Annotated in this window: 12 protein-coding genes; 2 read left to right on the plus strand and 10 right to left on the minus strand. The window is 42.9% G+C overall.

All coding sequences use genetic code 11. The features are described 5' to 3' along the window. Positions 1–7: 7 nt before the first annotated feature. From AB4351_RS14730 to AB4351_RS14765, 8 genes are all read right to left on the minus strand, one after another. Positions 8–1,162 (minus strand): conjugal transfer protein TraF, encoded by a 1,155-nt coding sequence (locus tag AB4351_RS14730; RefSeq protein WP_017069084.1) that lies wholly within the window; start codon positions 1,160–1,162, stop codon positions 8–10. A 50-nt stretch (positions 1,163–1,212) separates the two neighbouring features. Then, positions 1,213–2,100 carry a DUF2861 family protein gene (locus AB4351_RS14735; RefSeq protein WP_029235234.1) on the minus strand — a complete coding sequence of 296 codons (888 nt, stop codon included), beginning with the start codon at positions 2,098–2,100 and terminating at the stop codon, positions 1,213–1,215. Continuing rightward, positions 2,100–2,759: a response regulator transcription factor VxrB gene (vxrB, locus tag AB4351_RS14740; RefSeq protein WP_017060099.1), complete on the minus strand. Its 660-nt coding sequence runs from the start codon at positions 2,757–2,759 to the stop codon at positions 2,100–2,102. Before vxrB ends, AB4351_RS14735 begins: the two co-directional genes overlap by 1 nt. After that, the gene (vxrA, locus tag AB4351_RS14745) at positions 2,734–4,206 is read right to left on the minus strand and encodes a sensor histidine kinase VxrA (RefSeq protein ID WP_017065947.1); all 1,473 of its coding nucleotides are present in this window, start codon (positions 4,204–4,206) and stop codon (positions 2,734–2,736) included. The genes vxrB and vxrA overlap by 26 nt, the downstream gene beginning before the upstream one ends. Before the next feature lie 289 nt (positions 4,207–4,495). Continuing rightward, a complete protein-coding gene (gene pntB, locus AB4351_RS14750; RefSeq protein ID WP_017064580.1) occupies positions 4,496–5,893 on the minus strand; it encodes a Re/Si-specific NAD(P)(+) transhydrogenase subunit beta in 1,398 nt (465 codons plus the stop codon). Positions 5,894–5,903: 10 nt separating this feature from the next. Continuing rightward, positions 5,904–7,451: a Re/Si-specific NAD(P)(+) transhydrogenase subunit alpha gene (gene pntA / locus AB4351_RS14755; RefSeq protein WP_136974587.1), complete on the minus strand. Its 1,548-nt coding sequence runs from the start codon at positions 7,449–7,451 to the stop codon at positions 5,904–5,906. A 300-nt stretch (positions 7,452–7,751) separates the two neighbouring features. Beyond that, positions 7,752–8,033, minus strand: coding sequence for an HlyU family transcriptional regulator (locus AB4351_RS14760; RefSeq protein ID WP_004731023.1), 282 nt, complete (start codon positions 8,031–8,033; stop codon positions 7,752–7,754). A 40-nt stretch (positions 8,034–8,073) separates the two neighbouring features. Next, positions 8,074–8,442 carry a late competence development ComFB family protein gene (locus AB4351_RS14765; protein WP_017060104.1) on the minus strand — a complete coding sequence of 123 codons (369 nt, stop codon included), beginning with the start codon at positions 8,440–8,442 and terminating at the stop codon, positions 8,074–8,076. Between the two features lie 476 nt (positions 8,443–8,918). Between AB4351_RS14765 and AB4351_RS14770 the strand changes: the two genes are divergently transcribed. Then, positions 8,919–10,160 (plus strand): GGDEF domain-containing protein, encoded by a 1,242-nt coding sequence (locus tag AB4351_RS14770; protein ID WP_372126411.1) that lies wholly within the window; start codon positions 8,919–8,921, stop codon positions 10,158–10,160. 144 nt (positions 10,161–10,304) lie between these two features. Here the strand turns inward: AB4351_RS14770 and AB4351_RS14775 are convergent, their stop codons facing one another. After that, complete coding sequence (locus AB4351_RS14775; protein ID WP_372126413.1) at positions 10,305–11,315, minus strand: Solitary outer membrane autotransporter beta-barrel domain; 1,011 nt, start codon at positions 11,313–11,315, stop codon at positions 10,305–10,307. A gap of 78 nt (positions 11,316–11,393) precedes the next feature. Next, positions 11,394–12,365: a diguanylate cyclase gene (locus AB4351_RS14780; RefSeq protein WP_170791831.1), complete on the minus strand. Its 972-nt coding sequence runs from the start codon at positions 12,363–12,365 to the stop codon at positions 11,394–11,396. A gap of 131 nt (positions 12,366–12,496) precedes the next feature. On the opposite strand from AB4351_RS14780, the gene AB4351_RS14785 reads away from it, so the two are divergent. Further along, positions 12,497–12,934, plus strand: coding sequence for a DUF3069 domain-containing protein (locus tag AB4351_RS14785; protein WP_017060108.1), 438 nt, complete (start codon positions 12,497–12,499; stop codon positions 12,932–12,934). Positions 12,935–13,067 lie beyond the last annotated feature (133 nt).

The raw sequence follows: 13,067 nt of genomic DNA on the forward strand, positions 1-13,067 counted from the left end.
AGGACTGTTAGTAACTAGCAAGGAAATTGATGGATGCACCCATTGCATTTTCATTCGTGTAGTTAGCACTTAGATCTAGCTGAAACAAGTTCAATGGCGAGATACCAACACCAGCTGTCACTGTTCCTTCTGAATCAGAGTAAGCCAGGTTCTTGTAATACCCTCCCCTTAGCTTAAGCTGACGTAACAGGTCGACTTCAGTACCAACACGAATCATCTGTTCGTTGTCTTCGAACGAAGTAAACTTCTCTGCTTCATTCAAATCATAATCAACACTCAACGTAAAGTAATCAGAAACGATCCCCGCACCAACAGTGTAGACAGGCCCCAGGTTATAAGAATGACTCGATGTTACTGTTCTTGTAGCCCCTGTGCTGCTTGTTAGCTGTTGGCTAACGGATTTAGTTTCAATCTCACGGTCTATAATATTCGTTGCAGAAAAACCCACTCTAAATGGGCCGTAAAACCAAAGCGCACCTGCATCAATATTAAATGTAGTTTCCGCGGTGTCGTTTTCTCGAACATCACTTAGATCGTAGTTTTGTGCCGAGGCAATGTAGTTATACGTATAGATTCTTTGGAGTTTTGGAGAAATACCAAACGACAAATGTTGTCCCATGAACGTTTGATATTTTGCTAATGATATACCAGCTTCCATAATGCCAATAGAAACAGCTTTAACAGCAGTTAACTCAGCATTAACCAAGTCACTATTAGCAGCGTCACTAGATGTATCAGGGGTTACAAATGATTCAGTGTATGCTTTTGCAAATACGTTTGCTGCAATATACTGATTTGGTAGAGCGAATGCTACAACACCACCTAAATCAACATTCAGGCTATCACCATTAAGAGCATCTAGATCAGAACCAGTCACAGTACCTGACTCAATGCTGTCAACTAAATTATCGATATCATCAACTAAGTTATTAGGGTCATTATAATTACCGCCGAAACTTGGCGTGATCATTCCCATGTCATCATTACGACGATAAATGGCAACAAGTGCTGGGTTATAGAATGGAGCAGTTAGGAAGTTTGCTGAAACAACACCAACACCACCCATCGCATCACCACGCGCTTCAATGGCGTAGTTTGCTGCTGAAAGAGGAAGACTGGCGAATGCAATTGACGCTGCGAGTAGTTTTGTAGTTTTTTTCATGCCGTTTATCTTTGTTAGATCCCTTATATAGTTAACGGCACAATTTTAAATTACTTTAACTCTTCTTCGCTAGAAATATCATAAGTTTTACTGATAGTTTGTGCTTGTTCTATCGCTATGTCGCCTTGCCAGCGTGAATGCACCATTGAAACCGCTAAAACATAGCGATCATTAGGAAGTTCTTCACCAGTAAGGTTCATTGGATAATCAGATTCGTAGCTCTTGCCCCAGACCTGTTCATAGTGTTCATCAACGTAATCGTACAAACCGATTTCGAGCTTAGGGAGCGGACAATAAGGATTGAGTAGTTCTTTTTTATCGATTCGCCACGTGTCTTTTGATGCCCAGCGAACTTGTTGACGCATGGCAACTTCACCCAAAACAACCCAAGTGCTCCAAGACTTTCCGCCATCACCTTTAACGCTTAAACGGTATAAACCGGATTCAAGTTGAGAGGCTAAATTGTAACGCTTGCGGTATAGACTCACCGATGCGTTGTTAACCACTTCACTGTCTTTGGTTAACTCACTGTCCGAAGAAACGATCTTATCGACCCACTTCTCGAAGGTAATGTCTTGAATGTTGTTTTCGGATTCAACATTAATCGATACACGAAAGGTATCTCGGCCAGGGCTTTGAATGATGTGTCTTTTAACGACGACTGAACTAATCCAATCTGGGAGTGTTTTTCTGGTGAGAGTTTTACCACAATCTTTGTTCAATGCTTGATCGAACAGTTCATTGAGGTGATCTTCTCGTGATTGAGACGAGTTGATTTGCCAAACTTCCACTAATGAGTCAAACATCTGAGGTAAATCATTATCTAGCAGATGTTTATGAACTTGAGTCAGAGCATCGCTGCTCTTAAACCAATCCGTTGCTTGCGCGGTATTCGCTACGCAAGAAAACATTAATAGTGGGAGTAAGGCTATTCTCATTACGCTTTCATCTTGTAACCAACGCCACGCAGCGTTTCAATTTCTAGACCCGGCAGTTTCTGTCTTAGTTGCAGAACGTGCGTGTCTACCGTACGTGTTGTTGGGAAATGGTTGTAACCCCATACATGGTCAAGCAGTTCATCACGTGTAAACACACGTCCAAGGTTACTTGCCAAGAACAGTAGAAGGTCAAATTCAGTGCGCGTTAACGTTACTTCCTGTTCATTGAAAAACACTTCACGTGTCGCTTTATCGATAACAAGATTCTGAGCGATAACTTTTGATGCATCTTGTTCTTCAGAATCTGGCAGGCGAAGTTGAGCACGAATTCGAGCAAATAGCTCAGCCTCTGCGAATGGCTTTGTTAAGTAGTCGTTTGCACCTGAATCTAGGCCCGCTACTTTGTCTTTTACTGTCACGAGAGCCGTCAGCAAAATAACTGGGATATCTTTCTTTTTCTTCCAACCTGGAAGTGAATCTACTGAGTCGCCATCAGGAAGTTGACGGTCTAGAATCACTAGATCCGCTTGTTCCCAGTAGCCTTCAACTTCAGAGATCAGTTCTGCATGCAAACATTCATATCCAGCTTGCTCAAGGCTAACTAATAAACCGTCAGCTAAATTTTTATCATCTTCAACGAGAAGCAATGTCTGTTTCACAAGGTATCTCCAAAATAAATGTTGTTGGGGGGCCGATAAGCGTCATGTGACCGCCCATTTTTCCAACCATAGATTCCACTATCGTCAGACCTAAACCGAGTCCACTCTTACTTACGAATGGCTTTCTTAGTTGCCCCCAATCTTTGCGAGACAAGTCTCCATTATCTATAACTTTGAATGTCAGCTTCTTGTCAGAAGTATTCAGTTCTAGAATTACTGGAGCCACACCGTATTTCACGGCATTTCTGATTAGGTTATCGATGCACGTTCCCAACCAATATACGTTCACTTTTGCAGCTATATCTTTGTTTACACGGAGTTCAATCCCCGGCGCAAAGTCTTCTTCAACTTTGTATTGGAGCCACTCTTCAACACTTGGCACCCACTCTGTTGCGAGCGGTTGATTATCTGATTGCAGGTAATCTTTACTTGCTTCCGCCAACTGTCTCAAACGGCGTGTATCTTCACACAGCCTACGGAACTCATCATATACCGATTCTGGTAAGTGTTCGAACTCACGCCTGAACCCTTCCACCGTCAATGACAAACTCGCAATCGGCGTTCTTAATTCGTGCGTTAGGATTTGAAGAACCAGCATGCGACTCTTCATCTCTTGTTTCTTGCTGTTCCAGCGGTAAATCGCCCAACCTAAGACAAGCATGATGTTGGCAATAACCAAGATAAACATGGCGACTTGCAGAAGCTCTGAATGATCTTCTATTTCCCAACACACATTACCACGCTGGACAAAACAGCTTTTACCTTCTGAAGACAAGCTAAACGATAACCCAGCAAGCGTGGCATTTTCGTTCCAGACTGATTTTTTATACAGGTAATATCTGTCGCCGCGTTTTACCCACATCTCATCAAGCTCAACAAACATACTGGCACCCGCTAACAGCGCGGTGATTGCTTCGCTATCCATTTGTTGCAAGCGAGACAGTAGTTCATCGTGTTCGGTGTTTGGTCGCTCTTGAATATGCATAAAGCGCTTCAGAGAGTCGAATTTTTCTGGGTACTTCTCAACGTATCGTGCCGCATAAGAACCGCCGCCAGGGTGAATCAAACCACTACGGCTAAACCAACGGTCAGAAAGCTTGGTGCCTTTACACATTGCACGAGTAAAAACTAAAGGCTCAGTAATCAAAGGGCTTAACGGCAGTTTACCACTACAGGTTTTTGATAACTGGTACAAGCGCTGAATGTCTTTTAACGGGTACTCTGCTGTTTGTGGCAGCATAGAAGACGGCATGATCAAACGTGTTGGATAATCAGCCTGTAGCACTCGAATATCGTAAGATTCGATTGCCGTTTCATGATCAAAGAGTTTGGTGAAATTATCGATACGCTCAGGTAAAGAGTCAGCAAATGCGTTTGCAGACACAGACAACGTAGCGATAAGAAGAGTAAATGTTCTTTTGATGATCACAAACCAACGCAAATTCATATAGATCAACCAAATATATACCATTCGCTATCAAAGATAAATTTTTAACCGCATGAAAAACTTTGAGAATGGCGAGCTACAGAGATAAAGGCCAATATATTACGGCCACATTGTACATACATACTAGTAGGCTGATTGGCAAGCCAAACCTCAATTGCGACAAGTTTTGCATCAGGCTTCGTCAACTTCGTATCAACTGAGATCACACATAGAGTCGCTTTCGTAAGATAAAAAAAGGAGCTCAAATGAGCTCCTTATCGAGTTGTTACATATTGTTTAGAGGTGATCTCTATAGATGTTCTAAGATACTTAGACAACTCTTTTTAGCATCGCCAAACAGCATCTGCGTGTTCTCTTTGAAGAACAGTGGGTTTTGCACACCGGCGTAACCTGTGTTCATCGAACGCTTGAATACGATAACATTCTGAGCGTTCCAAACTTCAAGTACTGGCATACCAGCAATTGGGCTGTTTGGATCTTCAAGTGCTGCAGGGTTTACGGTGTCATTCGCACCAATTACCAATACAGTATCTGTCTCATCGAAGTCATCGTTGATTTCGTCCATTTCTAGAACGATATCGTAAGGCACTTTCGCTTCAGCAAGCAGTACGTTCATGTGACCCGGTAACCTACCAGCGACTGGGTGGATACCAAATCGAACATTAATGCCCTGCGCTCGTAGCTTCTCAGTGATTTCATGCACTGGGTATTGTGCTTGAGCTACTGCCATGCCGTATCCAGGAGTGATGATTACTGACTTAGAGTTTTTCAGCATATCAGCCACATCTTCAGCTGATGTTTCGCGGTGTTCACCTTGCTCTTCATCGCCATCAGACACAACCACTTCTTGGCCGAATCCACCAGCAATAACGCTGATGAAAGAGCGGTTCATCGCCTTACACATAATGTAAGACAGAATCGCACCCGACGAACCAACCAATGCACCAGTTACGATTAGCAGATCGTTTGCAAGCATGAAACCTGCCGCTGCTGCTGCCCAACCAGAGTACGAGTTCAGCATAGAGACAACTACTGGCATATCTGCACCGCCAATCGATGCCACTAGGTGGTAACCGAATGCGAATGCGATAAGTGTCATCACCATTAGTGCGAACATGCTGCCGTCTGCTTTAACGAACATGATCATCAGCAGTGTAGAAACTACGATAGCCGCTAGATTCCACTTGTGCTTATGAGGGATGTTCAATGCAGACGAAGAGATAACGCCACGAAGCTTACCAAACGCAACAATAGAACCCGTGAACGTCACCGCACCGATAAACACGCCAAGGAACACTTCCACTAGATGGATAACGTGCTCTGCATGAATATCTGCAGGGTTGATAGAAACAGCAGCAGGTGGATCGATGTAGCTGTTGTAACCTACAAGTACTGCAGCCATACCTACGAAGCTGTGCAGAATTGCAACCAGCTCTGGCATTTCAGTCATTTCTACTTTTCTTGCGTAGTGGATACCAATACCACCACCGATCACCATAGCAATGATGATCCACACAATACCAGCAGAGTGAGGGCCAAAGATCGTTGCGATCAACGCGATTGCCATACCCGTGATACCGTAATAGTTACCTGCACGCGCAGATTCCTGTTTCGATAACCCAGCCAAGCTCATAATAAAAAATACAGCAGCAACAATATAAGCTGCTTGTACTAATCCTTCAGACATCTGTTACTCCTTAGTCTTTACGGAACATTTCAAGCATACGTTTGGTCACGGTAAAGCCACCAAAGATATTGATACTTGCAATTAATACGGCAATAAATGATAAGAACGTGACGACGCCACTTCCTTGTCCGATCTGTAACAGTGCACCTACTACAATGATGCCTGAAATCGCGTTAGTCACGGACATCAAAGGCGTATGCAGAGAATGGCTTACATTCCAAACTACGTAATAACCCACCACACAAGCGAGAACAAAAACGGTAAAGTGAGATAAGAACGCAGCTGGAGCAACCGAAGCTACCCAAGCGAATGCACCAACAGCTACCGCCATACCCGCCACTTTCTTAATTGGAGAAACAGGTTCTTCAACTTTAGGCTCTGGTTTGGCCGCTTTTGGCTTAGCTTGTTGTGGTTGAGCTGAAACTTGAATTGGTGGAGCTGGCCAAGTGACCTCGCCCTCTTTAACGACAGTAACACCACGCAGAACAACATCTTCAAAGTCGATTTTGATGTTGCCATCTTTCTCTTTGCAAAGCAGTTTCAGAAGGTTAACTAGGTTCGTTGCATACAGTTGAGATGATTGAGTCGGCAGTCGACCAACCATATCAGTGTAACCAACCACCTTCACACCATTAGCCGTTGTAATGACTTGATCCGCAACCGTGTATTCACAGTTACCGCCATTGGCCGCCGCAAGGTCTACAATCACACTACCTGCACTCATGCTGTCTACCATCTCTTTGGTAATCAGCTTCGGAGCCGGGCGACCTGGAATCAGCGCCGTTGTAATGATGATATCAACGTCTTTTGCTTGAGCTGCATAAAGCTCTTCCGCTTTCTTATTGAATGCTTCAGACATCTCTTTTGCGTAGCCGTCACCAGCACTGGTATCTTCCTTGAAATCCACTTCCAAGAATTCAGCACCCATCGACTCAACTTGTTCTTTAACTTCAGGACGAACATCGAATGAACGAACGATTGCACCTAAGCTACCCGCAGCGCCGATTGCCGCTAGGCCAGCAACACCAGCACCTGCAACCAGTACTTTTGCTGGCGGAACTTTACCCGCAGCCGTAATCTGACCCGTGAAGAATCGACCAAACTCATGCGCCGCTTCAACAACAGCACGATAACCCGCGATGTTTGCCATAGAACTCAATGCATCTAACGCCTGAGCTCTTGAAATTCGTGGTACAGAATCCATCGCCATCACGTTGATGTTACGACTGGACAATTGTTCCATTAATTCTGGATTTTGGGCAGGCCAAATAAAGCTGACCAATGTTGCGCCATCTTTAAGAAGATCGATTTCATTTTTAGACTCGTCAACGATCGGAGCGTTAACTTTAAAGATAATATCGGATTTCCAAGCTTCATCTGCGGTGACAACTTTTGCTCCAGCTTGTTCATAAGCTGCATCTTCAAAACTTGCTAACGCACCTGCTTGTGATTCAACACAAACTTCAAATCCTAATTTTAGAAGCTGTTCTACCGATTTCGGCGAAGCAGCGACTCGCGTTTCACCAGCGAGCGTTTCTCTTGGTACACCAATTTGCATAGCTATTCCTTGACTATTGGCACGAATGACTTATTCGTTTGTATCTAACGACAACTAATACTTCAAGCGTTTTGTTCAAAGAACAGGAAAAGTTATTACTTATAACGATTTGGATGGAGTTTGAGCGCTTCATTTGGATAAATGACGACCGTCTCGAACCAAGAGGTCAAACCACTTGCAAATAATCCTTTTAATAACAACCTACTAGCTGTTCTTTGTCCCTAAAACTAAAAAGAGCTTTCAGCATATACACTGAAAGCTCTCTAAATTATGACCAACATCAATTCTAACCCTAATTGGTTAGCTAAATATATTGTCGCCCATTTGGTCGATGAACATCTGCGATTTTTTGAGCATCAATTCATCGGCATCTTGTTTGTTTGAAACAACATCTGAACGAATAAAACGGTGAGTTTTGATTTCACCATCGAATTCTTTCTCGATTCGCCCAGCAACACGGTATTGACCAGATTCTGCAATGGCATCTTGATAGATATTGAAACCCTTATATTCGACTGGCTCAATCTCTACTTTTTGTTCGGTTTTTTCTTTGCCACCAAATAATCTAGAAAAGAATCCCACGTTTTTTTACTCCTTAAATGACCGTATTCACCCTAAACTATCATGACTGTTTACGGTTCAACAACGGCTTTTCATACCATTGCAATTCTACGTCATCGTCAAAATTGTGTTGACTAAATATAACAGGCACATTGTCGTCACGTTCACGTCTTCGATCGTCAATAATCATACTTTCTGCATTTTTGACCGCGATCTCACTATTGCGTTTATAGAGCACCAATTTGTCTTCTGGCAATGCTGACAGAAAATCGATATCAAAACGAATATAGATAGGTTTTAGCTGGCCCAAAGCCAAGCACGCGAGATCGGCCAACTGTTCGTTGGTATAACTAGACACATATTCCTCGGTAGCCAATACATGACCGACCAGAGTTTCCATATAGTTATGTACATCAACACTAATTTGCATACCACACCTCCATTTGTAGCGGTTTTTCTAGTCGCAGTCGTTTCTAAAGTCACTTGAAACCATGCAATTCCTAATAGCTTTCTATAACTCAGTTATAGGTTTTACTGTCCATAGTTGAAACTTAGGCATTATTTAATCTTACTCTGACTTCATTACAGTTCTTCGTCGCTTAATGAAAAGGTCACTCAATGATAACTGATCATCAAGCCCTTTAAGTGACAGCGCCAACGTAAGAGCAGCAGAGCAGATTTTGTTAAGTATCTATAACGACTAATTAATTTCTCATATATACTGTGTAGTTCGTTCTAAGGTTAATAGCAACTCAAAATACATATAAAAATGATTGCACCAATAGCGACCTATGACTATGTTTTTGCTCTAATTTAGGCAAAAAGCTTGGCAATCGCTTGTTTAACCGTATCCTACGCATAGTATTAAATAATAAGATCATCAATATAGTTAGGCTCACCACATAAATGGCATCATCTTTTGTAACGTCGAGCATGTTTCGATTTTGCTTCCCTTTAGTCCTGTTAACAATTTTGCTCGTTGGTATGGACAACGTCATTCTCGTGACGGACTCAAATTTAGGGTTTGCTAGCAACCTCCCTTACATTTTATTGAGCGTTGCGGTTCTGCTATGCCATACGTTCAGACAAGGTCGAATGGCGATGGTATCGGTGACCATGCTTGTCGCTTATCTGATCATCCAAGTTCGCTTACAAACGCCTCTCAATACTGGCACAACGCTATTAGAGCTCTCGTTACTTGCGGCATTAGTACCTGTCACTTGCTTACTTGTTTATGCCTTCCCTGATAACGGCGTAAACTCAAAGTCGATGCTGCTCTACGCCATCGTTCTTGTTCTGTTTATGGTGTGGGCACAATTGATCGTCTCTCACTTCCATGCCGGCGGTTTTGAATCATGGAGTGATGGTCTTCTATTTATTGTCAGAGACTTCTCCAAACTGCCTTTTGTTTTGGTGTTGTATAGCCTTTGCTTACTTGGCCTTACTGCCATTCTCGTGTTGGTGTATAACCGCTCTATCGATGTTGTGGTTTATAGCGCTATCCTGCTTTCTTCTTGTACGTTCATCTTCTTCGATATTCAGTACATCTCGAGCACCATGTTCTCGCTGTCAGGCACACTGATCATCGTCTATGTGATGTCTGCTAGTCATGATATGGCCTTTAACGACCAACTGACTAACATTCCCGGTCGACACGCCTTAGAAGTCGATATGAAGCACTTGGGGAGTAAGTATTCGATGGCGATGGTCGATATCGATCACTTTAAGCAATTCAACGACACCTACGGCCATGACATTGGCGACGATGTGTTAAAACTGGTGGCGCGTATTCTGAGGGAAACCACAGGCGGCGCTAAAGCTTATCGCTATGGTGGAGAAGAGTTCACGATTATCTTCAAAGGCAAACATTCGGAACAAGTTAAAGAGCACCTTCAAGCTCTGATTTCCGAAGTTCAAAACTACGACATGACGATTCGGAATAGCCATGAGCGCCCCGACGATCATGAAGTGGGTATGAAAAAGCGTGGCAAGAACGGTAAACCATCGGAAGTGGTGAATGTGACGGTGAGTATTGGATTGTCTGATAGTACAACCACCAGACATCCTGAAGAGGTATTGAAGCTTGCTGACCAAGCGCTGTATAAAGCGAAAGAAACCGGTCGAAACAAATTATGTATTGACCGTTAACGATGGTTAAAAGCTAAAGATATTAAGTACTAGAGATCTAAATAGCTTAAGCCATTAATAGCGAACTGCTTCAATAACTATCACTTCCAAGTTCAACGAGCCTCATTGATTTGAGGCCGTATAGCTCAAGTGGAAAAAGAGAGCTTAATCTTGGTTGAAGAATATAACCAAGCTACCACCTTTTAAGCTACTTCCGTAGTTAATCGTAAAACCTATTCCCACGTTATCGACCCACTCATTAAACAGGTTTGGGTTAAGCAGCCAGCCAACACTGCCCTCGTAGTAAGATGTGGTGCCCATAGAGGCCACCGTGTCACCACCAATATCAATTCGTCTTATACTCGAGTACATCGATGTGATGTTCTTATCCCAACGTACGAGATCATAGAAAACCTTTGCTTCATTGGCGATATACCACCCTTCAGGATGACCGACATTGCCATTATTCGCCTCGCCCCAGCCGATGCCATTAAAGTAATGCCAACTGGTGCTCAATTTATACTTTCCCCAGTCATTCTTATCTTCGTACATCAGCTTGATTTTAGGCTCGATGATGTAAGCCCAAGCATCAGTATTGAGATATACGCCATCCAGTTGGTCTTGAATAGGCTTTAGCAACGAAGCGCGATATTCATAATCATTGCGGTAGTAAGAGATGTGGTTACCGATTGCAGAGCTGAAGCTCCAATATTCGTCTAGCTGGGACACATTCGCGAATTCGACGTAGCCAGACACTACCGACTCTTTTTGAAAATCGTTTCTGTTTGCTGCCGCGTACTCGACATCGTTCTCGATTCGCAATGCAGACAAGCGTAGCGTCACCTCTTGATGGTTGTATTCGATGTAACTTGGTAATTCAAATGTGTAAGGCAAACTCAGGGAGGTGATGTTTTGGCGACGACTTACCGAATCATTCGAACCGATGTCTTCATTGTCCAAACTAAACACTTTATTGGGGTCAAAGTTATTGATACCAAAAGTGAAAACATCGGTGTCGTTGAGCAATACACTGGTGGCAAAGCTCTGCTCTAGATCCTTTCGAAAAAGATCAGATAGCGTATTGGCATTAACAGTGGTCGCCAAAGCGGTAAAAAATAGAGGAACCGCAAGCGTCCAAGATGTGTTAGTCATAGAAAATGACTTCGAATGTGGCATTTCTTTTATCACTTAAAGCACTTCCTAGCTCAAACGCTATTAGAAGTATAAATTCAAATATCTAAAAGAGCTCGCCAACTAACGCGCAAGCTCCAAAATGTTACGTTGTACAAAGGTATTTCTACCACTTTGCTTCGCTTGATAAAGCGCTTGATCGACCTTTTCGTAAATAGACGCAATAGATTCGCCACCTTCTGGCACAAATGACAACACACCTTGTGACGCTGTCACTCTATCCGATACCGTTGAGTGTTCATGAGCGTAGTTCATCTCATGCAATGCCTCTTTAACTCGAGTCGCGTGTACCTTAGCGCCTTCACTGTCTGTGTCGCTAAGAATCAGAACAAACTCTTCACCGCCATAACGACCGACAAACTCTCCCGCACGAACAAACAGCTGTTTCAAGGTATTAGCAAGCCCTTGTAAGCACTTATCCCCTTGAATATGACCATAATTATCGTTGTAAGGCTTAAAGAAGTCTACATCTAGAAGTATGACTGTCATGGATATATTACGTCTTCCGTGCCACGCTATGCTCTCTTCAAGCTTAGTATCCATATATCGACGGTTATACAATTTGGTCAGGCCATCTTCGTTGGCTTGTTGCTGCAGAAGGATGTTCAGTTCTTCGAGTTTGGCTGTGCTTTGTTTTAGCTCTCGTCTCATGTGCGCGATACGTTGCATCGCAATCAGCTTAGAATTCAAAACAACCTTGTTTACTGGCTTGATCAGGTAATCATCGCCACCAGCGTCAATCGCTTTTGCGATCATCTCAGGTTCTTCGTGACCACTAAGAAAGATGATGGGAACCCATTCTGGGAATCGGCTTCGAACCTCATTCGCCACTTCAAAACCATCCATATCAGGCATGCTGATATCAAGTAACACGAGTTCAGGATCAAAATCAGAATAAACACTCAGGGCTTCTTTTCCGCTACCGACAGCTTCTACAATATGACCCAGTTGCTTGAGTCGGATAGCAAGTTGCATCCTGTCTAGTTGAACGTCATCAACCAGCAATATGCGCATTGAAGATCCCTTTTCTATCATCACATCACCTTTATCTAGTGTTGAATATTCAAAGTAGCTCAAATTTGGGCTTAAATCATGCCCTAATCTCTATATTATATTGACTTTTTTACAGATCTTTTTAGCATTGTTTCTTTTTAAAGAGAAATACTATGTCAGACGCTACAAACAACGAACAACAAGAAATCGATTTAACCACCATCTCACCAGAACTTCGTCAAGTTATCGAATTTGATGGCGTACCAAAAGAGATGCACTTTATGGTTACTTCTATTCACGAAGTGTCTGAAGAAGCAGTACGCGAAGCTTGGGATAGTCTTCCAGCAAGCGCACAAAATGTTTTAGACAACTTCGAGCAGTTCCACGCTCTAATCTCAGTTAGCCAAGCTTTCGCTGGTGTTAACGTGATGGAAGAGTTCCCTACTCTTAAACTTCCAGAAGACATGTCTGACGAAGAAAAAGAAGAGTACCGTGCTCAACTGCTAGACCAAGTTCTACACAACTGTGTAAAAGACATGGTTAAACAAATCAAGAAAGCTCGTCGTGATGCAATCTTGAAGCGTGATTTCAAAGAAGTTTTTACTAAGTAAGTCGCTAGTCGCCTAAACTAGGCTAAGCGCTAACAGTACTACTTAGAATTAAGCCGCATGTTTCTTTAAACACGCGGCTTTTTTATATCCGCTATTTTCTGTTCGTCGATCGTTACGTCTGTATGTTCTTGTT

This window comes from Vibrio sp. 10N.261.51.F11 (assembly GCF_041471665.1).
Lineage (GTDB): Bacteria > Pseudomonadota > Gammaproteobacteria > Enterobacterales > Vibrionaceae > Vibrio > Vibrio crassostreae_C.